This is a genomic window from Cyanobium sp. PCC 7001, from assembly GCF_000155635.1.
In the GTDB taxonomy this organism is placed as follows: Bacteria; Cyanobacteriota; Cyanobacteriia; order PCC-6307; family Cyanobiaceae; genus NIES-981.
Window position 1 is genome coordinate 392,143 of the sequence record NZ_DS990556.1, and the last position, 24,841, is coordinate 416,983.

The 24,841-nt window shown below is 69.7% G+C and carries 20 protein-coding genes; 13 read left to right on the forward strand and 7 right to left on the reverse strand.

Annotated elements, in window-relative coordinates:
* Window position 1: 1 nt before the first annotated feature.
* Window positions 2-1,693: an FAD-dependent monooxygenase gene (locus CPCC7001_RS01940; RefSeq protein WP_006910777.1), complete on the forward strand. Its 1,692-nt coding sequence runs from the start codon at window positions 2-4 to the stop codon at window positions 1,691-1,693.
* Between the two features lie 13 nt (window positions 1,694-1,706).
* Here the strand turns inward: CPCC7001_RS01940 and ilvA are convergent, their stop codons facing one another.
* Window positions 1,707-3,347 (reverse strand): threonine ammonia-lyase, biosynthetic, encoded by a 1,641-nt coding sequence (ilvA, locus tag CPCC7001_RS01945; protein ID WP_083782545.1) that lies wholly within the window; start codon window positions 3,345-3,347, stop codon window positions 1,707-1,709.
* Window positions 3,348-3,418: 71 nt separating this feature from the next.
* On the opposite strand from ilvA, the gene dxs reads away from it, so the two are divergent.
* Both dxs and CPCC7001_RS01955 read left to right on the forward strand, forming a co-directional pair.
* Window positions 3,419-5,344: a 1-deoxy-D-xylulose-5-phosphate synthase gene (dxs, locus tag CPCC7001_RS01950; RefSeq protein ID WP_006911683.1), complete on the forward strand. Its 1,926-nt coding sequence runs from the start codon at window positions 3,419-3,421 to the stop codon at window positions 5,342-5,344.
* Window positions 5,345-5,409: 65 nt separating this feature from the next.
* A complete protein-coding gene (locus CPCC7001_RS01955; protein ID WP_043368483.1) occupies window positions 5,410-6,579 on the forward strand; it encodes an NAD(P)/FAD-dependent oxidoreductase in 1,170 nt (389 codons plus the stop codon).
* A gap of 17 nt (window positions 6,580-6,596) precedes the next feature.
* On the opposite strand, the gene psaK is transcribed toward CPCC7001_RS01955, so the two are convergent.
* The 3 genes from psaK to CPCC7001_RS01970 all read right to left on the reverse strand — a co-directional run bounded on the left by psaK (window position 6,597) and on the right by CPCC7001_RS01970 (window position 7,579).
* Window positions 6,597-6,854 carry a photosystem I reaction center subunit PsaK gene (gene psaK / locus CPCC7001_RS01960; protein ID WP_043368485.1) on the reverse strand — a complete coding sequence of 86 codons (258 nt, stop codon included), beginning with the start codon at window positions 6,852-6,854 and terminating at the stop codon, window positions 6,597-6,599.
* A 66-nt stretch (window positions 6,855-6,920) separates the two neighbouring features.
* Complete coding sequence (locus CPCC7001_RS01965; RefSeq protein ID WP_050757032.1) at window positions 6,921-7,268, reverse strand: DUF3593 domain-containing protein; 348 nt, start codon at window positions 7,266-7,268, stop codon at window positions 6,921-6,923.
* Window positions 7,265-7,579 carry a DUF2499 domain-containing protein gene (locus tag CPCC7001_RS01970; RefSeq protein ID WP_006909606.1) on the reverse strand — a complete coding sequence of 105 codons (315 nt, stop codon included), beginning with the start codon at window positions 7,577-7,579 and terminating at the stop codon, window positions 7,265-7,267. Before CPCC7001_RS01970 ends, CPCC7001_RS01965 begins: the two co-directional genes overlap by 4 nt.
* Window positions 7,580-7,627: 48 nt before the next feature.
* Here CPCC7001_RS01970 and CPCC7001_RS01975 point away from each other — a divergent pair, with 48 nt between their 5' ends.
* Together CPCC7001_RS01975 and csaB are read left to right on the forward strand one after the other, a co-directional pair.
* Window positions 7,628-8,197, forward strand: a complete 570-nt coding sequence (locus tag CPCC7001_RS01975) for a rhomboid family intramembrane serine protease (protein ID WP_006911303.1) — start codon at window positions 7,628-7,630, stop codon at window positions 8,195-8,197.
* 2 nt (window positions 8,198-8,199) lie between these two features.
* On the forward strand, window positions 8,200-9,264 hold the full coding sequence (gene csaB, locus CPCC7001_RS01980; RefSeq protein WP_050757033.1) for a polysaccharide pyruvyl transferase CsaB: 1,065 nt from the start codon (window positions 8,200-8,202) through the stop codon (window positions 9,262-9,264).
* Here the strand turns inward: csaB and CPCC7001_RS01985 are convergent, their stop codons facing one another.
* The 3 genes from CPCC7001_RS01985 to CPCC7001_RS01995 form a co-directional block, all read right to left on the reverse strand.
* The gene (locus CPCC7001_RS01985; RefSeq protein WP_043368487.1) at window positions 9,265-9,576 is read right to left on the reverse strand and encodes a hypothetical protein; all 312 of its coding nucleotides are present in this window, start codon (window positions 9,574-9,576) and stop codon (window positions 9,265-9,267) included.
* Window positions 9,577-9,642: 66 nt separating this feature from the next.
* Window positions 9,643-13,485, reverse strand: a complete 3,843-nt coding sequence (locus tag CPCC7001_RS15690; RefSeq protein ID WP_369699354.1) for a YadA-like family protein — start codon at window positions 13,483-13,485, stop codon at window positions 9,643-9,645.
* Complete coding sequence (locus tag CPCC7001_RS01995) at window positions 13,385-15,367, reverse strand: hypothetical protein (RefSeq protein WP_198006443.1); 1,983 nt, start codon at window positions 15,365-15,367, stop codon at window positions 13,385-13,387. Before CPCC7001_RS01995 ends, CPCC7001_RS15690 begins: the two co-directional genes overlap by 101 nt.
* Window positions 15,368-15,994: 627 nt before the next feature.
* On the opposite strand from CPCC7001_RS01995, the gene CPCC7001_RS02000 reads away from it, so the two are divergent.
* The 8 genes from CPCC7001_RS02000 (at window position 15,995) to CPCC7001_RS02035 (ending at window position 24,841) form a co-directional block, all read left to right on the forward strand.
* On the forward strand, window positions 15,995-19,318 hold the full coding sequence (locus CPCC7001_RS02000) for a tetratricopeptide repeat protein (protein ID WP_006909640.1): 3,324 nt from the start codon (window positions 15,995-15,997) through the stop codon (window positions 19,316-19,318).
* 38 nt (window positions 19,319-19,356) lie between these two features.
* A complete protein-coding gene (locus CPCC7001_RS02005) occupies window positions 19,357-20,205 on the forward strand; it encodes a methyltransferase domain-containing protein (protein WP_006910689.1) in 849 nt (282 codons plus the stop codon).
* Window positions 20,206-20,240: 35 nt separating this feature from the next.
* Window positions 20,241-21,173, forward strand: coding sequence for a hypothetical protein (locus CPCC7001_RS02010; RefSeq protein WP_006910434.1), 933 nt, complete (start codon window positions 20,241-20,243; stop codon window positions 21,171-21,173).
* Between the two features lie 28 nt (window positions 21,174-21,201).
* Window positions 21,202-21,768 (forward strand): methyltransferase domain-containing protein, encoded by a 567-nt coding sequence (locus tag CPCC7001_RS02015; protein ID WP_006910356.1) that lies wholly within the window; start codon window positions 21,202-21,204, stop codon window positions 21,766-21,768.
* A 127-nt stretch (window positions 21,769-21,895) separates the two neighbouring features.
* The gene (locus CPCC7001_RS02020) at window positions 21,896-22,198 is read left to right on the forward strand and encodes a hypothetical protein (protein WP_225867146.1); all 303 of its coding nucleotides are present in this window, start codon (window positions 21,896-21,898) and stop codon (window positions 22,196-22,198) included.
* Between the two features lie 289 nt (window positions 22,199-22,487).
* Window positions 22,488-23,231 (forward strand): hypothetical protein, encoded by a 744-nt coding sequence (locus CPCC7001_RS02025; RefSeq protein WP_156796647.1) that lies wholly within the window; start codon window positions 22,488-22,490, stop codon window positions 23,229-23,231.
* Window positions 23,232-23,449: 218 nt separating this feature from the next.
* Complete coding sequence (locus CPCC7001_RS02030; protein ID WP_006910181.1) at window positions 23,450-23,656, forward strand: YqaE/Pmp3 family membrane protein; 207 nt, start codon at window positions 23,450-23,452, stop codon at window positions 23,654-23,656.
* A 156-nt stretch (window positions 23,657-23,812) separates the two neighbouring features.
* A complete protein-coding gene (locus tag CPCC7001_RS02035) occupies window positions 23,813-24,841 on the forward strand; it encodes a zinc-binding alcohol dehydrogenase family protein (protein WP_006910421.1) in 1,029 nt (342 codons plus the stop codon).

Below are 24,841 nucleotides of genomic sequence, written 5' to 3' on the forward strand. Positions count from 1 at the left end.
GATGGTGCTCTCAGTGCTGGTGGTGGGAGCGGGCCCGGTGGGCCTCACCCTCGCGGCTGAGCTGGCCCGCCAGGGAGGCCACTGCCGGCTGATCGACCAGCTGAGCGAACCGCTGCCCTACTGCCGCGCCATCGGCATCACGCCCCGCAGCCTGGAGATCTTCGCGGCCCTTGGCCTGGCGCAGCCGCTCATCGATGCAGGCGTGTGGCTGGAGCCGATGGCCACGGTGATGGATCAGCGCTGGCTTCCAGCCCCTCCAGAGGCAGGCTCCGTGGCGGAGCCGCCGCCCAGTCTTGGGCGCTGCGGCCCGGTTCCCTACGGCGATCTGGGGGTTCCCCAGCCGGAGCTGGAGCGTCAGCTCTCCCGGCTGGTGCAGAGCGGGGGGGTGGACCTGGAGCGCAACGTGCGCCTGGACGCGCTGCAGCCGCTTCCCCCTGCCGCTGCCGGTGGCCCCAGCCCCGGGGTGACCGTGACCCTGCTCCACGGCGACGGACGTCGCGAACAGCAGACGGTGCAGGTGGTGGTGGGCTGCGATGGCGCCCACAGCAGCGTGCGCCATGCCCTGGCCATTCCCTTCGAGGGCGAGGCGATGGAGGCCGCCTTCATGCTCGGCGATGTGGCGATCGACTGGGACCTGCCGCGGGGGGTGCCGCTGCGGGCGCTGCGCCTGCCCAGCGAGCCGGGCCCACCGGAGTTCTTCGTGGCGATTCCCCTGCCCGAACCCGGCCGCTACCGGGTGTCGATGCTGGCGCCCGCCGACCTGGATGCTGCGGGTCCCACCCGGGGGGATGGGGTGGCCCATGGCCTGGCCGCTGGCGGGGACGGCCCCGATCTGGAGGTTCTGCAGCAGGTGGCGGACGCGTTGCTGGTGCCGCCGGTGCCGCGCCTGCGCGATCTGCGCTGGTCGTCCACCTACCGGATCAGCATGCGGCTGGCGGCGGACTACCAGCGCGGCGGTGTGTTCCTGGCGGGAGATGCGGCCCACATCCATCCGCCCACGGGCGGCCAGGGCATGAACACCGGCATCCAGGACGCCCACAACCTCGCCTGGAAGCTGGCCCTGGTGCAGCGCGGTCTGGCGCCCCTGAGCCTGCTCGACAGCTACGCCGCCGAGCGACGGCCGGTGGGGGCCGCCGTGATCCGCCGCACCCTGGAGGCCAGCCTCAACTTCGGGCGTGAGCAGGCCCCGCCCGATCCCCTGGTGAACACCCAGCTGCTGGAGACCTACCGCGGCAGCGCCTGGGTGCGGGATGGGGAGCCGGTGCCTGCCCCGGAGGATCTGCGGGCCGGCGACCGCGCCCCCGATGCCGAGGGTCTGCGCCGGCGTCATGTGGCCATGCCGCTGCGGCTCTCAGAGCTGCTGCGGGCCCCCCGCCATGCCCTGCTGATCTCCCTGCCGGCCGGCGCCGATCCCGCCCCGGCCCGGGCCCTGGCCGCCCGGCTGCGGCAGCAGCTTCCAGCCGCACTGCTCCAGAGCCATCTGATCGCCCTGGGGCCGCCGCCGCCGGAGTGCCACGAGCTGGCCGTGATCGCCGACGCCGCCGGGCAGTTCGCCGCGTCCTACGGCTCGGAGCCGCAGGCCCTGCTGGTTCGACCCGACGGCCACATCGCCTGGCGTCAGCTGGGCCTGCTCGAGCATCCGGACGTTCCTGAGGCGCTGCGGGAGGTGCTGGGGCTCACCTTCAGCCCTTGATTCAGCTCTTGATTCAGTCCTTGGAGCCGAGGAAGAGCCGGTAGGCCGGGTTCCCGCTCTCGTCCCAGTGGGCGTAGCCGAGACCGTCGAGGAAGCGCTGCCAGGCCTGGCGCTCGGCCGGCGGCACCTGCACCCCCACCACGATCCGGCCCACGTCGGCGCCGTGGTTGCGGTAGTGGAAGATGCTGATGTTCCAGCTGGCCTGCAGGGCGTTCACGAAGGCCATCAGGGCTCCCGGCTTCTCCGGGAACTCGAAGCGGTAGAGCAGCTCCTCGCCCTGGTCGAGGGCCGTGCTGGCACTGGCCGGCAGCCGTCCGCCCACCATGTGGCGCAGGTGCAGCTTGGCCAGCTCGTTGCGGCTCAGATCCAGGCAGGGGAAGCCGGCCGCCCTGAGTTCCTCCAGCAGCTGCAGGGTGTTGGCATGGCCCCGGATCTGCACGCCCACGAAGATGTGGGCCACGCGGGGGTCGGCCAGCCGGTAGCTGAACTCCGTGAGGCTGCGCTCCCCCAGCACCTGGCAGAAGCGCCGCAGGCTGCCGGGTCGCTCCGGGATCTCCACGGCCAGCATGGCCTCCCGCTCTTCGCCCAGCTCGGCCCGCTCCGCCACGAAGCGCAGCCGGTCGAAATTCATGTTGGCGCCGCAGGCCACCGCCACCAGGGTCTGCTCCCGCAGGCCCCGCTGTTCCACGTCCAGCTTCATGCCGGCCACGGCAAGGGCGCCGGCGGGCTCGAGGATGGAGCGGGTGTCCTCGAACACGTCCTTGATGGCGGCGCAGATCTCGTCGGTGCTCACGGTCACCATGCGGTCCACGTGGCGCTGGGCCAGGGCGAAGGTGTGGGCCCCCACCTGCCGCACGGCCACGCCGTCGGCGAAGAGCCCCACCTGCTCCAGCCGCACCCGCTCCCCCGCCGCCAGCGACCGGGCCATGGCATCGGCGTCGATCGGCTCCACGCCCACGATCTGCACCCGGGGCCAGAGGGCCTTCACGTAGGCGGCGATGCCGGCGATCAGTCCGCCGCCTCCCACCGCCACGTAGATGGCATCGGGGGGCTGGGAGCACTGGCGCAGGATCTCCAGGCCGATGGTGCCCTGGCCAGCGATCACCTCCGGATCGTCGAAGGGGTGGATGAAGCTGAGCCCGCCCCGCTCGGCCAGCTGCTGGGCGTGGGCACATGCGGCGTCGTAGTTGTCGCCGTGCAGCACCACCTCGGCGCCCCGGGCCGCCACCGCCCGCACCTTCATCTCCGGGGTGGTGACCGGCATCACGATCACGGCGCGGCAGCCCAGCCGCTGGGCCCCCAGAGCCACCCCCTGGGCGTGGTTGCCGGCGCTGGCGGCGATCACGCCCCGTTCCAGCTCCGCCGGGCTGAGGCTGGCCATCTTGTTGTAGGCGCCGCGCAGCTTGAAGCTGAACACCGGCTGCAGGTCCTCCCGCTTCAGCAGCACCCGGTTGGCCAGCCGCGCCGAGAGGTTGGGTGCCGCATCCAGGGGCGACTCGATCGCCACGTCGTAGACGCGGGCGCGCAGGATGCGCCGCAGATACCGGTCGGTATCGGGGCCGGAGTCGGTGCCGGAATCGGCGTCGACGTGAGCAGCGCAGTCGGCCGGAGCGGATACGGCCGAGGCGGTTGGGTTGCAGTGCGACTCGCTCATGGCTCCAGTGTCGCAATCCGCACGGGATCCCCGGGTGAACCCCCTAGATTGCATCCAACGCAAGGGTCGTGATGCATCTCAGTGAGCTGACCCACCCCAACCAGTTGCATGGTCTGAGCGTCGCCGAGCTGGAGGCGATCGGGCGTCAGATCCGCGAACGGCATCTGGAGGTGGTGAGTACCAGTGGTGGCCACCTCGGACCCGGTCTGGGCGTGGTGGAACTCACCCTCGCCCTCTACCAGACCCTCGATCTTGACCGGGACAAGGTGGTGTGGGACGTGGGGCACCAGGCCTACCCCCACAAACTGATCACCGGCCGTTACAAGGACTTCCACACGCTGCGCCAGAAAGGAGGCGTGGCCGGCTACCTCAAGCGCAGCGAGAGCCGCTTCGACCACTTCGGTGCCGGCCATGCCAGCACCTCCATCTCGGCGGCCCTGGGCATGGCCCTGGCCCGCGACCGGCGCGGTGAAACGTTCAAGTGCGTGGCGGTGATCGGCGATGGGGCTCTCACCGGCGGCATGGCGCTGGAGGCGATCAACCACGCCGGCCACCTGCCCCGCACCAACCTGCTGGTGGTGCTGAACGACAACGACATGTCGATCAGCCCGCCGGTGGGCGCGCTCTCCACCCACCTCAACCGGATGCGCCACAGCAAGCCGGTGCAGTTCATCGCCGACAACGCCGAGGAGGCGATCAAGCACCTCCCCTTCATGCACGGGGAGCTGCCGCCCGAGCTGAAGAACCTCAAGGAGTCGATGCGGCGGCTGGCGGTGCCCAAGGTGGGCGCCGTGTTCGAGGAGCTGGGCTTCACCTACATGGGCCCCATCGACGGTCACAACATCGCCGAGATGGTGCGCACCTTCGAGCAGGCCCACCACACGGAGGGGCCGGTGCTGGTGCACGTGGCCACCACCAAGGGCAAGGGCTACGCCTATGCCGAGGAAGACCAGGTGGGCTACCACGCCCAGAGCTCCTTCGACCTGGCCACCGGCAAGGCCTTCCCCTCCAGCAAGCCGAAACCCCCCAGCTACAGCAAGGTGTTCGGCCAGACCCTGGTGAAGATCTGTGATCAGGATCCGCGGGTGGTGGGCATCACCGCGGCCATGGCCACCGGCACCGGCCTGGACCTGCTGGAGAAGGCCCTGCCCGCCCAGTACTTCGATGTGGGCATCGCCGAACAACACGCCGTGACCATGGCGGCCGGCATGGCCTGCGAGGGTCTGCGGCCGGTGTGCGCCATCTACAGCACCTTCCTGCAGCGCGCCTACGACCAGCTCATCCACGACGTGGGCATTCAGAAGCTGCCGGTCACGTTCGTGATGGACCGGGCCGGCATCGTGGGGGCCGACGGCCCCACCCACCAGGGCCAGTACGACATCAGCTATCTGCGCTGCGTGCCCAACTTCACGGTGATGGCTCCAAGGGATGAGGCGGAGCTGCAGCGGATGCTGATCACCGCCATCCAGCACAACGGCCCCTGTGCCCTGCGCATCCCCCGCGGCGAGGGCGAGGGCGTGCCCCTGGCCGAGGAAGGCTTCGAACCCCTGGAGATCGGCCGCGGCGAACTGCTGGCCGACGGTGACGACCTGCTGATCGTGGCCTACGGCGCCATGGTGCATCCGGCCATGGCCACGGCCGGACTGCTGCAGGAGCAGGGTGTGCGTGCAGCTGTGATCAATGCCCGCTTTCTGCGTCCCCTGGATGAGGCCCTGATCCTTCCCATGGCCCGACGCATCGGCAGGGTGGTGACGATGGAGGAGGGCTGCCTGCCGGGCGGTTTCGGTGCTGCGGTCACCGAGAGCCTGGTGGATCACGACGTGCTGGTGCCCGTGTTCCGCATCGGCATCCCCGACACGCTCGTGGACCATGCCTCCCCCGCCCAGAGCAAGGAGACCCTGGGCCTCACCCCACCCCAGATGGCGGAGCGCATCCTCGAGCGCTTCGGCTCGGTGCTGCGCCTTCCCGTGGCGGCCCAACCCCCGCTCACGGTCTGAGCACGTCCGCAAGCCCCTGGGGCCCTGCGTGCGCACCGGGCCCCCTTCCTCCCCACAGCGTCGATGTGCTTGTCGTGGGGGCTGGCCCGGCGGGTGGCCGGCTGGCCGGCCAGCTGGCCTCCGCAGGCCTGCGGGTGCTGCTGGTGGATCGTCTTCCCGACCTCTCCCGGGCGGCCTTCAGCAGTGCCGCCCTGCCCCAGTCGGCCGTGGACCGGTTAGGACTCCCTTCGGAGGTGATCGCCGCCCGCTGGCGGGCCTGGCATCTGGTGGGCCCCAATGGGTCGGCGAGGGAGTGGTGCGCGTCGGAGCCGCTCGGCGCGGTGCTCGATTTCGCCGCCCTGCGCCAGTGGCTGGCCACTGACGCGGCTGCGCGAGGCGCCCATGTGGCCCTGGGTTGGCGGGCAGTGGCCTCGGCGGCCTCGGGGAATGGCATGCGCACCTGGCTGCGTCACGGCGGTGAGCGTTGTCTCGCGGCGGTGGCCAGTCGCTGGGTGGTGGATGCCACTGGAGAGGCCAGGGCTCTGCTGGGAGATCCCGATCCGCGCCATGCCCCGCTGGTGGCGGGCCTTGGCATCGAATGGCTGCTGGAGGTGGGCCAGAGCCAATGGCAGCCCTGGGCGGAGCGGCTCGGTTTCTTCCTCGGCAGCACCTGGGTACCGAGGGGCTACGGCTGGGTGTTTCCGATGGGGCCCGGCCGGCTCAAGGTGGGCGTGTGCCGTCTGGAACCCGAGCCACCCTCGCTGCAGGTGTCCCTCGGTGGCGCGTTGCAGCGCCTGCTGCGGCACCTGGATCTGGATCGGGCCCGCGTGCTGGATCGCCATGGAGGTCGGATCCGCAGCAGCATCACCCGCAGCGAGGCCCATGGCCACGGTCATCTGATCGGCCTGGGGGATGCCGTGAGCACCGCCAACCTCCTCGGCGGCGAGGGCATTCGCCATGCCATGGCCAGCGCGGACGTGCTGGCTCCCCTGCTGCTCGAAGGCAGCGATTCCGTCCGCCTGAGTCGCCGCTACGCCCGGTGTCTCCAACGGGCGCTGGGCTGGCGCTGGGCCCTGAGCGGACGCCTGGCTCGCCGCACCTGGCTTGGCCTGGTGGAGGCCAGGGGGGATCGGCGGCTGGAACGCCTGCTGGCCTCACTGAAAACGAGCAGAGCCGAGGATCTGTCGGCCCTGCTCTTCGACTACCGCTTCGAGCGCTACGGCCTGCGGGTGTTGCCCTATCTGGCAGGCCGCTGAGTGCAGGCCGCTGGGGCTCAGACCACGCCGCGGGAAGCCAGGCCCAGGATGGTGCCCATGCCCAGGATGTGGCCGAGGCTGAGGGTGCCCAGCATGGCGCCGTGGCTCATGCCGCCGAACATGGCGGCGTTGGGCAGTTGCAGGCCCACATTGGGCTGCTTGATGGTGGCCTTGCCGATCGCGATGGCGATCACGTTGCAGACGATCATCACCAGCGCCACCTTCGGCGACCAGGTGATGGTGGCGGGGGCCACAGCCAGAAGCGGAGCGAGCATGGATCACAAGCCGACGCCCCATCTTCCGGGGGAGGACGGCGGCGGTCGTGTCCCCTTAAGACTTGTTCATCCGCCGGAGCCCCCATCCTCCGGGGCCGGCGCCTTGAGAAAGCCGAGCACCACCACCAGGTTGGCCAGGGTGAGGAAGGCCTCGGCCCCGCCGTGGAGGGGATCCACGTCCGCCAGCTGCCTGCCGTAGGCCTGTTCGGCGATCACGGCCGCCCCGATCGTGATCGCCACGAACAGCAGGGTGAGCTGGAACCCGCGCAGGGCCAGCCGCGGGAAGGCCTGAACCTGGCGGGCCCACCAGAGAAAGGCGAGGTAGGGCAGCAGCGAGAGCACGAACAGGGGCCCCGGATCCACTGCCGACAGCCGATCGAGCAGGGTCTGCACGAGTGCTCCAGCCCCGCTCATGGTGCCGGCGGCCGCACGGCCTGCTGCTGACGCAGCAGATGCAGCGCCGCCGCCGCCAGGGCCATGTTGCCCAGCACGGTGCAGCCGGCCTGCAGCACCACCAGCCCCTGCAGGGCCGGGGTGTTGTCGAACAGGTGCCAGGTGCAGGCGGCCATGGCGCTCACCAGGGCCGGCAGCATGGCCAGGGCCAGCCAGCGCCAGCCGGCCTCGCCGCGCCGCTGGCCGTAGGCCTGCACGGCCGTGATGGCCGCGATCCACTCCAGCACCGAGGCGATGTGGATCCACCAGGTCGGCAGGGAGAGCGCGTGCATGGGCAGACTCTGCCACTGAGTTGTGTCCTTCGCGAGGGACTCGCACCCATGGGACTGCGCTCCCGTCTGCTGCTGCCGCTGCTGATCCTGGCGGTGCCCTGGGGGCAGGAGCTGGTGGATCAACTGTTCTTCGGCGGCCACTGGAACCTGCCGCTGGTGCCCGGGGGCCCCGTGTGGGGGATCCTCACCGCCCCCTTCAGCCATGCCGGCTTCGGGCACCTGCTCAGCAACTCCCTCTGGTTTCTGCCCCTCTCCTGGCTGGTGCTCACCCGGGGCCTGCGGCCCTATCTGCGGGTGTGGGCCGCCGTGCTGGTGTGCTCACTGCCGGTGTGGCTGCTGTGGCACAACGCCAGCCACGGCCTCTCAGGTGTGGTGTACGGCCTGCTGGGGTACCTGCTGGCGGCGGGGCTGGTGGAGCGGCGCCCCTGGCCGATCGTGCTGTCGTTGGGGTGTCTCAGCCTCTATGGCGGCCTGCTGCCGTCGCTGATTCCTGTCTTCAGTCCGGCGGGTGTGAGCTGGATCGGCCATGCCTCCGGATTCGTGGCCGGCTTGCTGGCGGCCTGGCTCGGCGCGCCCCTGCCGGAGGAGCACCGGGATGCGGGAGCGGCCCGGTGGTAGGCATGACCCCTGCCGCGGCCCGACCCGTGCCCCTGCGCCAACGCCCGCTGCTGGTGGGCTACTACGGCGAGCACAACCTGGGCGACGACGCCCTGCTGGAGGTGCTGCTGGCGGGCCTGCCGGTCGGTTGCAGACCCCTGGTCACAGCCCGGGACCAGGCCCAGGTGCAGCGGCGCTACGGGGTGGACACGGTGGACCGCACCAGTCTGGCTGCCGTGATGGGGGCGGTGGGACGCTGCGATGCCGTGGTGTTCGGGGGCGGCAGCCTGCTGCAGGACAGCACCAGCTTCCTCAGCCTGGTGTACTACGCGGCCCTGGTGGTGCTCGCCCGCAGCCAGGGCAAGCCCGTGCTGCTCTGGGGCCAGGGTCTGGGGCCTCTGCGCCGCCGCCGCAGCCGCTGGCTCGTGCGGGGCGTGCTCCCCCTGGTGACGGCCGTGAGCTGGCGGGATCCCGGCTCGGCGGCCTTGGCCCGTTCCCTGGGGAGCGCCGACGGGGGGGGTGTCGGGGCCGACCCGGTGTGGAGCGTGGCGCCGGAGCTCTGGCGCGGGGAGGGCGGCCCCGTCGTGCTCTGTTTCCGGCCCACGCCCCAGCTGCAGGGGGAGGCCTGGATGCCCTGGCTGCAGACCCTGGAGCGGCTGGCACCGGAGCGGGAACTGCTCTGGCTCCCGTTCCACGCCCATCAGGACAGGGGACTGCTGGCGAACCTGCGCGCCCAGGGCCTGCTCAGCCCCGCCCTGGCCGCCCGCAGCCGAGAACTCAGGGCCGAGCGGCCGCGCGAGGCGATGCGTGTGTGCGCCCGCAGTGGCCTCGTGCTGGCCATGCGCCTGCACGGCCTGATCCTGGCCGCCGCCGCCGGAGCTCCCGTGGCGGCCCTCAGCTATGACCCCAAGGTGCAGGCGGCGGCCACCGACCTGGGCTGCCCCTGCGCTCGGCTCGACGGGCCGCCTCCCAGCGATCTCACGGCCCGCTGGCAGGCCTGTCTGGACACCCCCCTGCCTCAGCCGGTGGTGCGCCGCTTGCGGGCCTCCACCGAGGTCCATCGCCAGGTGCTCGCCAGGCTGGGCTGATCAGCTGCGCGCTGCGCAGGCCTGGCGTTCCGGCGCCATCATCAGATCCACCAGGGCCGGGCCGCCAGCGCCAAGCTGGTTGGCCTGGGCACTGATCGCCGCCAGGGTCTGGCCGTTGTAGCGGGCCAGGTAGGAGTTGGCGTAGCAGCTGCAGTAGTTGCGCTGGTTCCGCACCCCGGGCGTGCGGCCCGACTGGCAGCCCCGCAGAAAGTCGGCGCGGAACTGCTCCCGCAACTGGGCATCGCTGGGACGGGACTGGGCCAGCGCCGGGCCGGCCAGCAGGAGCAGGGCGACGAGAACGGTGGGTTTCATGGGAAGGGGCAAGGCGGACCGGAGATCGGGTGGTGGGTTGGTCACAGGCCCTGACGGGCCCGCCTCCTAGCGGGAGGGCCGGCGGGAGACGCTGGTGTTCTCGTCGGTTGCCGGCCTGGCCTGCGGACTCACATCCGGCTTGATCAACGGATTCACGACGGGAGTGATGGGGGCGCCGGCCGGAGTGAGGGAACGGATCTGGATCAGCATCTGGTTGAACCGCTCCTGCTGAGTGGCCAGCTGGCGTTGCAGGGCCTCGATGAGACCGTTCTGACGGTTGTCTTCCTGGTCGCTGCGGCGCTTCTCGGCTTCCAGTTCCTCGATGCGCTTCTGCAGCAGGGCGACCAGTTCGGCATTGCTTCCTTCACCGGTCTGGGAGGCCAGCAGGGCCAGCTGGTCTCGCAGCTGCTCGATCTCCTTGTCGCGTTCCGAAAGCTCGGTTCGCATCGCCAGGAGATCGTTCTGGATCTCACGGGAGGTCTCGGAGTCCGTGGCCTCCTCGGCCGGGGTGGATTCCTGCACCGGGTTTGTTCGTCCGAGGGGGAAGGAGAAGCCCAGGCGGCCACCCACCGAGGGGGTGGATCCATAGCCGTAGTCCACCGACGGGGCATAGGAAAGAGCGCCGTTGAGGTACATCCGGTCGGAGACCCGCACTGCGCAACCGGCTGCCAGGGCGTACTGGGATCCGAACCCGCCAGCCCCGACGCCGCAGCGTACGGGCTCGTCGCGCTGAAGCGAGACCTCGGGCACGGCGGAGAAGGCTGCAGCCATGGCGCCGGTGGTCTCCACCGCCTTGCCCAGCTGGTACACCGAATTCTCCAGCCGGGGCACGGTGGTGGTGATGGCGGTTTCCACCTGGGGCACGGTGACGGTGGAGGTGCCCGTGTTGCCGCGGCCGTCGATGGTGAGCATCCGTCGCTGGCCCGACTGGTAACGGTCGACGGCGAAGTTGCCGTTGTCGGCGAGCCCCCGGAGCCTCACCGGGCCAGTCGTGGTGAGGGCCCCGTTGACCGACACGTCGTTGTTGAACGTGGAGGGACCATCGACCGTGAGCGGCCCGCCGATCCGGGCCGGACCGGTGACCGTGAGGTTGTCGATCCGGGCGCCGCCCTGGACCGTGAGGCCATTGGAGACCGCCGCGCCACCCCGGAGCACCGTGCGCCCGCCAACGGTGAGGCCGTTCTGGACCCTGAGGTTGCCATTGTTGGCGCTGACGCCCACGGAGCGCACCAGGGTGCCGTCCTGGTTGGCGCTCACCAGCTCGGTGCCGCGACCGGCCAGGTTGGGCACGGTGACGGTGTCGCCACGCCTGCCCAGAACGATCTGGTTGTTCCGGGTGGTGACCGCTCCCGCTCCGATGGCGGTGGAGCCCACCCCGGTGGCCCGGGCGCCGGCGCCGAGGGCGGTGACATCGGTGCCGGAGGCGAAGGAATCGGTGCCGATGGCGACGCCGTTGGTGTTGAACCCTTCGGCCCTGGCGTTTGTGCCGATGGCCACCACGTTGCGGCCGTTGGCCGCGGCACCGCTGCCGAAGGCGATGGCGTTGAACCCATTGGCGGAGGCCGCCGTGCCCAGCGCGGTCGAACCTTCGCCACGGGCGCTGCTGCGGCTGCCCACCGCCAGGGTGTTGTCACCATCGGCGCTGCTCCGGGACCCCAACGCCGTGGCGCCATTGCCATTGGCCGTGCTGAAGGCCCCGAGGGCGGTGCCACCCTTGGCCCCATCCGCTCTGGCGTTGGCTCCGATCGCCGTATCCGCGGTGCCCAGAGCTTCGGCGTTGGGACCGAAGCAGGTGGAGTCGGTGCCGGTGCGGCTGCAGAAGGAGCTGATGTTGGTGGGCAGGGTGGTGACCCTCAGCACGCCGTTGGCATCGGGGCTGAGGATGTCGACGGCAGCGGTGGAGCCGCTGCCTGTGAGCGAGGGCAGTTGGATCTCGGTGGCGGCGGTGCCGATCGTGATCCGGTTGGGTGCCGTGGCCTGGGCGCCGGCGCCGATGGCGGCCGAATCGGCGAAGTTGGCCGTGGCACCGGCGCCCACTGCCGTCGCATTCACGGCGCCGGCCTGGCTGTCCGCTCCAAGGCTGGTGGTGCGATCCCCGTTGGCCACGGCATTGGGGCCATAGCAGACGGCGTCAGCGCCGGTGCCCACGCAATTGAGGGCTGTGATCACATTCGGGTTGACCACGGAACGGGAGAGCGTGCCATCGCCGTTGGTCAGCACCAGGGCGCTCTGGCCGGAGGCATCGGCGAGGTTGGGGATGGTGACCTCATCGCCGGCGCGGCCCAGCACGAGCTGGTTGGCGCGGGTGGTGACGGCGCCGGTGCCGAGAGCGGTGGAGCCAGCGAAGTTGGCCTGGGCACCGGCACCCAAGGCTGTGGCTCCGGTCTGGCCGGAGAGGGAATCGGAGCCGATGGCCGTGGTGAAGTCGCCGTTGGCCACGGCATTGGGCCCGTAGCAGACGGCGTTGGCACCGGTGCCGACGCAGTTGAGCGCGGCGATGCTGTTGGGGTTGACGGCGGAGCGGGAGAGGGTGCCGTCGCCGTTGGCCAGCACCAGCGCGCTCTGGCCTGTGGCGTTGGCGAGGTTGGGGATGGTGACTTCATCGCCTGTACGGCCCAGCACCACCTGGTTGGTGCGGGTGGTGGCAGCACCGGTTCCGATCGCTGTGGAGTTCGCGAAGTTGGCTTGGGCGCCGGCACCGAAGGCCGAGGCATTCTCAGCACGGGCCGCCGCGGAGCGTCCGAATGCGGAGGCATTGAGGCCGGAGGCGTTGGCAAATTCGCCGACTGCTGTCGATCCGGTGAATTCGGCGCGTGAACTCAGCCCCAATGCCGTCGCTCCAGGGCCTGAGGCATTGGCCCTGGCGCCGAGGGCCGTCGCGCCGAAGCCGTTGGCGCTGGCATTGGCCCCGAGGGCGGTGGCGTCGGTCTGGTTGGCGAGGGAATCGGAGCCGATGGCGGTGGTGAAGTCGCCGGTCGCGTTGGCGTTGGGTCCGTAGCAGACGGCGTTGGCGCCGCTGCCGGTGCAGTTGAGGCTATTGACGGCGGCAGCGGAGACGGCGGAGCGGGCGAGGGTGCCGTCGTCGTTGGCGAGGATCAGGGCGCTGCCGGCGCCGGAAAGGTTGGGGATGGTGACGGTGTCGGTCGCACGGCCGAGCACGATCTGGTTGGCGCGGGTAGTGGCAGTGCCGATGCCGATGGCGGTGGAGTTGTCAAAGCCGGCATTGGCTTCCACCCCGACGGCTGTGGCCCCGAACCCTGAGGCGATGGACTTGCGGCCAAGCGCCGTGGCGCTCTCAGCATTGGCCGTTGCTCCCTCGCCCAGGGCGGTGGCGCTGACGCCCTCGGCGATCGCATTGCCTCCGACTGCCACGGCTGTGAAGCCATTGGCGTTGGCGTTCAGGCCGATGGCGACCGCGCCGACCTGATTGGCCCTGGCGCTCACCCCAATCGCGGTGGCGGCAGTGCCGTTGGCGTTGGCGAACTCACCCACGGCCAACACCCCGACACCGTTGGCAGTGGCGTTGGGGCCCAGGGCCATGGCGCTGATGCCATTGGCCCAGGCATTGGCCCCGAGGGCGGTGGCACCGGTCTGGCTGGCGAGGGAATCGGAGCCGATGGCGGTGGTGAAGTCGCCGGTGGCGTTGGCGTTGGGTCCGTAGCAGACGGCGTTGGCGCCGGTGCCGGTGCAATTCAGCGCGGCGATGGCGTTGGGATTGACGGCAGAGCGGGAGAGGGTGCCGTCGCCGTTGGCGAGCACGAGGGCGCTCTGGCCGGAGGTGTTCGCCAGGTTGGGGATCGTGACGGTGTCACCGGCCCGCCCGAGTACCACCTGGTTCTCGCGGGTGGTGACGGCACCGGTACCAATGGCGGTGGTGTTGGCGAAGCCTGCATTGGCTGCGTACCCCAGAGACGTGGCATTGGTCCCGGTGGCCCTGGCCACCCCACCCCACGGCAATGGCGCCAACACCCTGCGCGTTGGCGCCGACACCCAGGGACATGGCAGCGTCGCCATCGGCCGTGGCGACACTGCCCACGGCGATGGCGCCGCTGCCGATGGCGCGGGCATTGGTGCCTACCGCAGTGGCGCGTTGGCCGATGGCGTTGGCACTGTCACCCAGTGCGGTGGCTCCGGGGCCGGAGGCATTGGCCTGGAGCCCGAAGGCCGAGGTGGCGATGCCGTTGGCCAAGGCACTGCGGCCAAGTGCCGTGGCCCCGACGCCATCAGCGCTGGCATTGGCCCCCAGCGCTGTGGCACCGGTTTGGTTGGCGAGGGAATCGGAGCCGATGGCGGTGGTGAAATCGCCGGTGGCGTTGGCGTTGGGTCCGTAGCAGACGGCGTTGGCGCCGGTGCCGGTGCAATTCAGCGCGGCGATGGCGTTGGGATTGACGGCAGATCGGGAGAGGGTGCCGTCGCCGTTGGCGAGCACGAGGGCGCTCTGGCCGGAGGTGTTGCCCAGGTTGGGGATCGTGACGGTGTCACCGGCCCGCCCGAGCACCACCTGGTTCTCGCGAGTGGTGACAGCTCCGGTGCCAATAGCGGTGGAGTTGGGGAAATTTGCCCTAGAGAAAGAGCCCAGGGCTGTTGCGTCGTTGTCAATGGCTAGGGAGGATTCCCCAAGGGCCATTGCCCCACGGCTGAAAGCTGTGGCGCCGTAACCCAGAGCCGTCGCACCAATGCCGTTGGCATCGGCAGTGGAACCCACAGCCGTGGAGAAGTTTCCAGCGGCATTGGCGCTGCGACCCAGTGCGGTGGCGCCTTCTCCGTTGGCGCTGGAGGTGTCACCCAGTGCGGTGGCGCCTGGGCCGCTGGCTGTGACGAAGGTACCCACCGCGGTGGTGCCGCGGCCGTTGGCTGTGACGTTGGTCCCAAGTGCGGTAGCGCCTGGCCCATTGGCGTTGGCGAAAGCACCCAGTGCGGTGCCGCTGCTGCCGGTGGCGTCTGTGCCGTTGGCCTTGGCATTCGCCCCAATGGCCGTGGAGAAGTCGCCGTTGGCGTTGGCGTTGGGCCCGTAGCAGACGGCGTTGGCGCCGTTGCCCACACAGTTGAAGGTGGAGGCGCTGATCCCGGAGCGCTTCAGGGTGCCGTCGCCATTGGCGAAGATCAGGCCGTCGCCTGTGCCATTGAGGTTGGGGATGGTGACCTCGTCACCGGTGCGCCCGAGCACGATCTGGTTGGCACGGGTTGTGGCGGCACCGGTGCCAATGGCGGTGGAGTTGGCGAAGTTGGCCTGGGCCTGGGAGCCGATGGCGACGGAGGCATTGCCGCTGGCGCTCGCTCCGCTGCCGATGGCGACCGCCTGCTGGCCCTGCGACTGCGCGCCGGTTCCGATCGCAATCGAAGCCAGCCCTGCCGCACGGGCACTGGTGCCAATGGCCGTGGACAGATCGGCCACTGCCTGGGACTGATCGCCGATGGTGATGGCCGAGGTGCCGTTCGCCAGGGAGCCGTTACCGATGGCCACCGAGCTGTTGGCCAGTGCCCTGGCTCCGGAACCCAGAGCCGCTGCGCCCACGCCACTGGCGTTGGCGCCTGAACCGATCGCCGCGGCATTGGTGCCGCTGGCGGTGCTGCTTGGCCCCACGGCCAGGGTGCCATTCCCCTGGGCGTTGCTCAGGGTGCCCAGGGCCGTGGCGAGCACACCGTTGGCCACGGCGGCCCGGCCGATGGACAGGGCGCCGCTGCCTGTGGCGTCAGGGTTGTTGGGGCCACCAGTGAACCCTGCGACATCGGCTTCTCCAATGGCATTCACCCCGCCGGCGGTGGCGCCGCCCGTCGTGATTCTTCTCACCTGAGCGGAAGCGGGCTCTGCCCCCATGGAAATGCCCAGCAACCCCACCATTGGTGCCAGCTGGCCGAGCACGGCCCATGCCCCGAACAGCGTCTGTGCCGAGCGGCTCCAGCGCCGACTTCGCCCAGACCGGCGGCCGGCTGCCCCCCTGCGAAACCCCGCGGATTTGAGCACAAGGGAGAGCAGCCAGGTGTGCATCCGCAGGTGTGGGCCTAATCAAGACCCGTAATTTTGCTGTGACCTTACCCATCCATGCGTAGTTAAGGTAAATTGCTGTGTAGGTTTTCCCATCGCCCTGCAGCAGACCTGAACGGGATCGTTGGGCCCGTGAGCAGCGGAAACCTCTCCGCTGGCGGCCTTAATTCAGTCGTCTCCAGCCAGAGCGTTACGGATCTCTGCTTGACGTGATGGTGGTAGAGGATGATCCCATCCTCTTGGATTTTCTGGTGGACGAGGTGAGGCGCCTGCCTCTCGCCATCGAGCCCCGGGTTGAGGTGGCCGCCTTGAGCTGGGCCGCTCCAAACGCCTCGGAGGTGCTCGGGTGACGCTCACACTTCCGCTGGCGGCGCGGCACCCCTGAAGCCCTCCCCTAGCTTCGGGGATTACGCACGTTCCAAGCCAGGCGCCATGTTCCCCTCCGCTGCCCTGAGCCAGACCGTGCTGGTGGTGCCGGAGGGCCGCTGGTTGCTGCGCCCGGTGCCCAAGGCGTCCTCCACCCTGCTCAAGCGCCTGGCCGTGATCGCGGAGGGCCGCAGGCCCCCGGAGCAGGCCGCCTTCGGCGAAACCCGTCCTGCCCTGGCGGTGCACCACCCCGCGCTGCATGGCCTCACCAGGCTGGCGGACCTCGACCCCGCCGCCCTCCAGCAGGCCCTGCACGGGCCCGACTGGCTCCGCCTGGCGGTGACCCGCCACCCTGCCGAACGGCTGCTCTCCTTCTGGCACGACAAGCTCCATCTGGCCGAACCGGCCTACGCCCCCCTCAACGCTTCGATCCAGCAGAGCGCCGGCGAGCCGCCCGAGCGGCCCTGCCGCTTCCCCGCCTTTCTCGCCTTTCTCGATGCCCACTGGGACGAGCTGCGCGGCGACGGCCACCTCACCCCCCAGTTCACCCTGCTGGAACCCGGGGCCATCGCCTGGCAGCCCCGCCTTGACCGGGAGCAGCTGGCGGAGCGCCTGCCAGCCCTGCTGGAGCAACGCCTGCCACCCCGCTGCCGCGCCGCCCTCAAGCAGGAGCTCAGCCGCCATGGCCGTCTTCACCGCCAAAGGCTCGGCCGGCGCTGGCAGGAGGCCTTCTCCGCCGACGGGCTGGCGATCGTGGCGCGGCGCTATGGCGACGACCTGGCGGCGTTCGGCTATTCCCTGCCGGAGCGCGCCGCCGCCCGGGTGCGTCCCCTGGCCGCGGCCGACAGCGACGCCCTGGTGGATCCCCTCGGCCAGCTGCGCGACCGCAACCGCCAGATCGCCGCGCTCCAGATCGAGCTGGCTGCCGCCCAGCAGCAGCTGGCCGAAGCCCGCGCGGCCCTGGAGCGGCCACCCCTTCCGGCCACGACGATCCAACCCTGCCGCTGGCCGCCCCACAACGCCCCCGAAGCCGGGCTCGGCCATCTCTATCAGGCGCTGGCCGAGAACCGCTTCACCGAGGTGATCGATCAGGCCGATGGCCTGGCCGCCCACCATCCCCACGCCGGTGAACTCCACTACCTGGCTGGGGTGGCCGCCCACATGCAGGGCCGGCACGACGAGGCGATCCGCCGTTTCGAGGCGGCCCAGGCCGCCGGATTCCTCACCCCTTACCTGCTGTTCAACGCCGGCAACGCCTGCCGCTCCCGCGGCGACACCGGCGAGGGCCTGCGGCTCTATCGCGAGGCCCTGGCGCTGCTGCCGGACTTCCCCGAGTGCCGCCACAACCTCGCCCTCGGGCTGATCGAAGCCGGCCGGCCCGAGGAGGCGGAGGCCACCCTGCGGCTGCTGCTGCGGGATCAGCCTTCCTGGCACCAGGCCGCCTTCCAGCTCGCCAACCTGCTGCGCAGTCAGCGGCGCGAAGCGGAGGCGGTGGAGGCCTTCCGCCTCTGCCTGCAGTTCGCCCCCGCCTTTCCGGACGCCTGGAACAACCTCGGCCTGGCCCAGGAGGCCCTCGGCCAGCGGGACGAGGCGATCGCCTACTACCGCCAGGCCCTCAGCATCGATGCCGGCTTCCGGCCCTCCCGCCAGAACCTGGCCCAGTCGCTGGTGCGGCAGCGTCGCCACGAGGAGGCCCTGGAGGAATTCGGCCGTTTCCTGGCCCTGGATCTGGACGTGAACCAGCAGGTGGTGGGTCTGCAGGGGCGCCTGGGCTGCCTGTGCGAGCTCGACCGCATCGAGCAGGCGCTGGCCGAAGCCGATGCCCAGCCCGACCCACGGGTCCGCCTGATCACCCGGTTGCATGTGCTGCCGGTGCTTTACCGCTCCGATGCCCAGCTGGCCGAGACCCGCACCCGCTGGGCCGCCGATCTCCAGGCCCTGTACGACGCCCTTGAGGGCCTCACCGCCGAGGACCCGGCCTGGCCCGCCCTGCACGCCCACGCCTGGGCGATCACCAACTTCTATCTGGCCTACCAGATGGAGGACGACAGGCCCCTGCAGGAGCTCTACGCCGGCGTGCTGGACCGGATCCTGCGGCCCCGCCTCGGCCGTTTCATGGCACCACTGCAGCAGCGCGACCCTCACGATCCCTCACCACTGAGGGTGGGGGTGATCTCCCCCCACCTGATCAACCACAACGGCTCCATCTGGGCCTTGGGCTGGCTGGAGGGCATCGCCGCCAAGCCCGGCTTCGAGATCTTCTCCTACAACCTTGCCGAAGACGAGGATTCCGGCACGCAACGTTTCGCCTCCCTCGGCACCTACCGCCACCTGCCGCTGCGCAGCGAGGATCCCGAGCCGATGCTGCAGCGGATCCTCGACGACCAGCTCGATCTGCTGATCTTCACCGACATCGGCATGCACCCGGCCAGCAAGGTCACCTCGGTGCTGCAACTGGCGCCGGTTCAGGCTCAGGGCTGGGGCCATCCGATCACCAGCGGCTCGCGCACGATGCACTATTTCTTCGGGGCGGCCGGCATGGAGCCGCCCGGCAACGAGGCCCACTACAGCGAAGAGCTGATCCGCCTGCCGGGCACCGGCCTCCACTACGCCACGCCCGCCGCCGTGCACGACGGCCAGCTGCTGTTCGAGAAGTTCGACCTGCCCCGCGGCCGACCGCTGCTGGTGTCACTGCAGAGCACCTTCAAATATGTGCCCCGCAACGACTGGACCTACGCCGAGATCGCCGCCCGCCATCCCGAGGCCCTGATCCTTCTGGTGGGCCCGCTGGGCCATCCCGCCATGGCTCAGCGGCTGGCCGAGCGGCTGAAGCCCCACTTCGAGCGGCGCGGTGTGGCCATGGACGATCACCTGCGCATCCTGCCCCGCCTGGAGTACGGCGACTTCATGGGACTATTCGACATCGCCCACCACACCCTCGATACGATCGACTGGAACGGCGGTAACAGTTCCTTCCAGTCGTTCAGCCGCGACTGCCCGGTGCTCACCTGCCCCACCGCCTTCATGCGCGGCCGCCACACCGTGGCGATGCTGCAGGAGATGAAGATCCCCGAGCTGATCGCCGAAAGCCGCGAGGCCTATGTGGCCACCAGCCTGCGGCTGCTGCAGGATCCAGGCTTCCACGCCCATGTGAAAGGCCTGGTACGTGAGCGCAAGAGCCGCCTGTTCAACGACCGCCGCGTGGTTGAGGCCTTCCAGGCGGCTGTGGAGGAGCTGGGCCGTAAGCCCCCGGGCGCTGGCCAGGCCCCTGCCCCCGGCCAGCGAGCCGCCGTAGTGGCGACGCCGCCCGGCGACACCCTTCCTGCCGCGATCGCGAACGCCTCCGCCTCGCCTGCACCGCCTCTGCCCCATGCCGCCGATGCGGCCTGAGCCCACCCTCGCTCGCTCCACCTGCCTCCGAGCCTCCCATGAGCCAGCGTCTGCCGATCGGCCACGACCTCGATGCCTACGACGCGGCCTTCTACGCCGACCATCTGCCCAATGCAGGGTTCTTCGCCCACGTGGCCGCCGTGCTGCGGGGCCTGCTGATCGCGCCCGACCGTTGCCGCGCGGTCGATGTGGGCTGTGGCCATGGCCTGCTGGTGGAGGCCCTGCGAGCCGTCGGCCTGGCCGAGAGCTGGGGCCTGGAAGGGAGCCAGGCGGCCGAGGCGCTGTGGCCGCCGGAGCAGCGGGATTCCTACCGTTTGGTGGATCTGCGTGACGCCGCCGCCACGGCCGCCGTGCTGCCGCCCACCGAGCTGGTCAGCTGCCTGGAGGTCGCCGAGCATCTGCCCATGCAGGCGGCCCCGGGGCTGCTGCGCTGCCTGGTGACGCACCGGCCGGGGCTGGTGCTGTTCGGCGCCGCCACCTGGATGCAGGACCTCGACCGCAACCCCACCCACATCAACGAGCAGGGCCCCGGCTACTGGATCGCGCTCTTCCGCGAGCTGGGCTATGTGGTGGATGTGCCCAGCACGGTGGCCTTCCGCAACGGGCTTCTCCTCGGCTGCCCCCAGCCCCACGGCAATTGGTGGACCCCCAAGAACGTGATGCTTCTCCATCCCGCCGAGGCCTCGCCGGCCGAGCTGCCCTACCAGCCGGCCGAGCTCGATCCGCTTGATCCTCCGCTGCTGGAGATCATTCCCGCCTTCAACGGGGAGGCGATGGACCCGCTCGATGCCCAGGCCGCCGAGCTGATGCGCCAGCGCGACATCTGCGACTACATGCTGCTGGTGAACCGCCACGTGGCCCGCCAACGGCGGGGTCTGCAGGCCTGATCCAGGCGAGAATCCCGCCCAGTCGCCGGGTTTCCGTGCCAGCCAACCCTGCGTCCAGGCACAGCGGGGATCAGCGGCCCGTTCTGCTCTGCGACCGGCCCGAAGCGGAGCGGCAGCGCTGGGCCCGCTGGGTGCTCGGCAGCCACAGCGATCAGTTCATCCCCGAGATGGCGGCGGCGGCGGCGGAGCTCGACGCTGTGGATCCGCTGCACTTCGGCGAACCGGTGCCCAACCCCGGTGCCTGGCCGGACGATCTGGTGGTGGTGGCCTGCCGCCGCGGCCGCCATTGCCTGGTGGCGGACGGGCCTCTGCCCTGCCGCGTGGTGCTGTTCGACTGGACGGGTGAGGGCCTCGAGCCAGGCACCAATCCCCAGGGCTGGGAGGTGCTGAGTGTGGCCACCGAGTGCAAGGGCCATCTGATGGAGGAGGCCTGGCGGCGACTCACTCTGCCGCCGGAGGGCCACTACATGGGCTTCATCGACGACGACGTGCTGCTCAGCACCAGCGCCATCCAGCAGCTGCTGGCGGTGGCCCGCATCCACGGCCTGCTCGCGGCCCAGCCGGCAGTGAGCTTCAGCAGCAGCCTCTCAGCGGAGTACGGCTGGCTGCGCCAGCGGCCCGGCCTGCTCCTGCACCGTGTGCCGATCGTGGAGATCATGGCGCCCTTCCTGCGTCGCGACCTGCTCGATCTCGCCCTGCCGTTTGCGGCTGCCATCCGCAGCGGCTACGGGCTGGATCGCTTCGCCCTGCCCCTTTGCGCCGCCCACCTCGGGGCCTGGCGCTTTGGCGCGGTGGATCTCACGCCCATGAGCCATGTGCGTCGCTTCGGCTCCCTGGAAACCCGCTTCTCCAACGGCCTGCTCAGCAAGGAGGAAGAACTGCTGGTGCGGTTGCGGCTGATGCGGGCGATGGGCTTCGCGGTGGACGAGGCGCTCTGGCGGCAGCTGGAGGACGCGGTGTCAGTTTGAACCGGTGAGTCTGCTTGGCTCAGCCAGCATGGAGGAGCTGCGCTCAATGATGGACAGCCCGACCCTTTCCGTGGATCTCGGCAGTGGGCCTGATCCAGCCAACCCCTTCGGCGCCGACGAGGTGATCGGCATTGACAGTCAGGTGTGCCGTGATGGGGTGCTGCGTTGCTGGATCGGCTTTGAATCCCTCCCGCTCGCCGACAACTGTGCCGATGCCGTCACCGCGTTCGATTTCCTCGAGCACCTCCCCCGCGCCATCTGGACAAACGATCGTCTGACCAATCCGTTCATCGAGACGATGAACGAGATCTGGAGGATTCTCAAACCAGGTGGAATCCTGCTGGCGCGCACGCCTGCCTATCCCCATCCCGAAGCGTTCCAGGACCCTACCCACGTGAACATCATCACCGATACCACGGTGAGCTATTTCGCCCGACGCCGTTCCGCCGATGGTACGCCTGTGGATCCCTGGGGGCCTGCACTTGGGCGCCGCTATGGGTTCCTCGGTGAGTTCGAGCTGCTCCATCAGGGTTGGGACGGCAGCCACCTGATCTGGAAACTGCGGGCCATCAAGGCGATCAATCTCGTGAACTGACTGGCCTTGAACTGACTGGCCAATAAGTTGGTTACGGCACTTCCTGACCTCGTTGTCGAATCCCTGTCCCTCTCTGTTGCAGACCTTGCATCGGGCACTGCCTCTTGCCCCACTGCTCATGGCCGCTTTGGCCCCTTCGGTACAGGCCCAGCCCCAGGTGCAGGGCAGCCCCATCCTCTCCCTGCTCGAGCAGGGCGCCGGCAGGCTGCTGTGGATCTATGACGGCATCCGGCATGTGGAGCTTCCCCTCGCTGATGGTCGCGCGGTGATCGGCCTGAGCTGTGAGCGCCAGACCTGGACCCTGTTCACGATCGAGCGCAGTGGGAAGGAGGTGTACAGCTTCATGCAAGATCCGGCCTGGGGCTACCAGCCTGCAGGCAGCATCGCCGTCTCCAGATTGTGTACCGCTCCTCTGGACGTCGCTGAGTGACGCCAGGACACAGGCGGGGCCAAGCCTTTTCACTGCTTTCTGGCTAGTGGCCGTGCTCGCCGAGCTCCCGGCAGTGGCCTACCGCCCTGTGAATAACGAGTTCAGGGCAGGCCCGCCGCCGGCCTGGGCACAGGCTCGGGTCGCGTCTGTCGAACCTGGTCGCGTCTGTCGTTCCTGATTTCCTTGACCCGATTCATACCCTTTCCATACCCTGAGAAGGGTAGGGTCTGATGACGCTCTCGCTGGAAGCGTCGGCCTGCTGCTTTCCTCTACCTCAACGTCCTGACCCTTGACGTCCCCTCTCCGCTCACTCGGCTCTGTGGCCGGCTCCGCCCTGTTGTTGTTCAGTGCGGTGTCCGCCGTGCCCTCCGCCGCTCTCGCCGAAGTGCTGGTGAAGGCGCAGGGTCGCTGCAAGCTTGTGAGCGGTGGTTATGAGGCCTTCAACGGCCATTGCACCTTCAAGCACAAGCAGGCTGGCAACACCGATGCCTTCGTGGTGAAGCTCGATGATGGAACAGACTTTATCTTCCGCGGGCCCAGTCCCCAGGCGCTGTCGGTTCAGACCTACCGCGGCATCGTCAACGTCAAGCACAACACCAAGAATGATCACGACGTGTTCGTGTGGCAGGACGGTGAAAAGCGCCGCCTTTCGGTGAAGCTCGATCACGTGCAGAACCCGAATGCCAGGTTCGACGACGACTCCAGCAAGGCCAATGTGGCCGCCATCGCCGGAGGTGCCGCTGCCGTGGCCCTGCTCGGCGCGATCATCGCTGGGCAGAACAGCCAGGCTGCTCCTGAGCCGGCCCGGGTCGGTGCGCCGGTGAGCGAGTTGCAGTCGCTGCTGGGGGCACGCGGTTCCAGCGCCGAAGCGGAACTCACCCGCAGAAGCTACAGCTATCGCGGCGGCGATCAACTGGGAGACAGTGCCTTCACCTACTGGCAGCAGCCCAGAACCAACAACTGCGTGGCTGTGCGCACCACCGATGGCCGCTATCAGTCGATCACCTACACCGAAGCCCAGCGCTGCCGCTGACGATCCGAAGCGGGTCTGAAACACCGCTCACAGCCTGAGGTGTTTCTGTTGGGTCTCGCCCCACCAGGAACACCTCTGTCCTGTGCGCGACTGTCCACAGCCAGGCCCATCGACAGAACGCCGAATGCACGGCCTCTCCAGCTGGAGAACTGTGAACCGTGCTTGCTGCCGCGTGAATCACCGATGAAACTGAAAAGGCACAACACTGGGCTGGCCAGATGACAGTCGGCGACATCTTTCGCATCATTCTTGCCTTCATCCTGCCGCCCTTGGCCGTTGCCACTCAGGTGGGCGTCACAGGCGCCTTCTGGTTGAACTTGCTGTTCTGGCTGCTCAGCTTTGGCGCGCTGGGCCTTCCGCTGATGGGCATCATGTGGCCGGTGGCCATCGCGCATGCCATCTACATCATCGTGACCCGGAAATAAGCCACTGCACCCGGCAGCCGCTGCACCCGGCAGCCGCTGCATCCAGGCGAGGCTCACGCGTGCTGCTGTTGCAGCTCATTGGGGGCGGTGTGCACCTTGCCCCTGTGACCGCTCGGCTCCACTGCTTGCCAGGCTGGGCTGAGTCACATCCGGCCCATGCGTGCCATCGGCTATCAGGCCCCGGCTTCGTTGGACGATCCGCTCTACCTGCAGGATCTGGACCTCCCGGAACCCCATCCCGCCGAGCGCGACCTGCTGGTGGCGATCGAAGCGGTGGGGGTGAACCCGGTGGATGGCAAGGTGCGGGCCCGCGAGCTTCCCCCGAGCGGCGGCTGGCGCATCCTTGGCTGGGATGCCGTGGGGTGCATCAGGGCCCTGGGCCCGGGCGTGGAGGGCTTCCGGCCCGGTGAGCGGGTCTGGTACGCCGGCGCCCTGCAGCGTCAGGGCTGCAATGCGGAACTGCACTGCGTGGACCACCGGCTGGTGGCCCGGGCCCCGGAGCGGCTGGGACCCGCGGAGGCCGCCGCAATGCCCCTCACCAGCATCACGGCCTGGGAGCTGCTGTTCGAACGCCTGCGCCTGCCCCAGGATCCCGAAGCCTCCCGGGGACAGTGCCTCCTGGTCGTCGGTGCCGCCGGTGGGGTGGGCTCGATGCTGCTGCAGCTGGCCCGCGCCCTCACCGGGCTGACGCTGGTGGGCACGGCCTCACGGCCCGAGAGCCGCGCCTGGGCCCTGCGCATGGGCGCCCATCACGTGGTGGACCACCACCGGCCGCTGCGACCCCAGCTGGAGGCCCTGGGGATCCCGGCGGTGCAGTGGGTGGCGAGCCTCACCCACACCGACCGGCACTTCGAGGCCCTGGTGAACCTGCTCGCCCCCCAGGGAGCCCTGGCCCTGATCGACGACCCCGACCCCGCCGCCATCAACGTGCTGGCCCTCAAGCGCAAGAGCCTGGCGCTCCACTGGGAGCTGATGTTCACCCGCTCGCTCTACGCCACGCCGGATCTGGCCGAGCAGGGCCAGATCCTCCAACGGGTGGCCGAGCTGGTGGATCGGGGCGTGCTGGTCAGCACCCTGCGGGAGCCGCCGGCTGCGATCACGGCCGCGAACCTCCACCGGTCGCACCGCCGCCTCGCCTCCCACCGGATGATCGGCAAGCTGGTGCTGGAGGGGTTCAGCGCCTGA

Coding starts and splice junctions, on each gene's coding strand:
- CPCC7001_RS01940 (WP_006910777.1), top strand. CDS start 2: ATGGTGCTCTCAGTGCTGGTGGTGGGAGCGGGCCCGGTGGGCCTCACC.
- ilvA (WP_083782545.1), bottom strand. CDS start 3,347: ATGAGCGAGTCGCACTGCAACCCAACCGCCTCGGCCGTATCCGCTCCG.
- dxs (WP_006911683.1), top strand. CDS start 3,419: ATGCATCTCAGTGAGCTGACCCACCCCAACCAGTTGCATGGTCTGAGC.
- psaK (WP_043368485.1), bottom strand. CDS start 6,854: ATGCTCGCTCCGCTTCTGGCTGTGGCCCCCGCCACCATCACCTGGTCG.
- CPCC7001_RS01965 (WP_050757032.1), bottom strand. CDS start 7,268: ATGAGCGGGGCTGGAGCACTCGTGCAGACCCTGCTCGATCGGCTGTCG.
- CPCC7001_RS01970 (WP_006909606.1), bottom strand. CDS start 7,579: ATGCACGCGCTCTCCCTGCCGACCTGGTGGATCCACATCGCCTCGGTG.
- CPCC7001_RS01975 (WP_006911303.1), top strand. CDS start 7,628: ATGGGACTGCGCTCCCGTCTGCTGCTGCCGCTGCTGATCCTGGCGGTG.
- csaB (WP_050757033.1), top strand. CDS start 8,200: ATGACCCCTGCCGCGGCCCGACCCGTGCCCCTGCGCCAACGCCCGCTG.
- CPCC7001_RS01985 (WP_043368487.1), bottom strand. CDS start 9,576: ATGAAACCCACCGTTCTCGTCGCCCTGCTCCTGCTGGCCGGCCCGGCG.
- CPCC7001_RS02000 (WP_006909640.1), top strand. CDS start 15,995: ATGTTCCCCTCCGCTGCCCTGAGCCAGACCGTGCTGGTGGTGCCGGAG.
- CPCC7001_RS02005 (WP_006910689.1), top strand. CDS start 19,357: ATGAGCCAGCGTCTGCCGATCGGCCACGACCTCGATGCCTACGACGCG.
- CPCC7001_RS02015 (WP_006910356.1), top strand. CDS start 21,202: ATGGAGGAGCTGCGCTCAATGATGGACAGCCCGACCCTTTCCGTGGAT.
- CPCC7001_RS02030 (WP_006910181.1), top strand. CDS start 23,450: ATGACAGTCGGCGACATCTTTCGCATCATTCTTGCCTTCATCCTGCCG.
- CPCC7001_RS02035 (WP_006910421.1), top strand. CDS start 23,813: ATGCGTGCCATCGGCTATCAGGCCCCGGCTTCGTTGGACGATCCGCTC.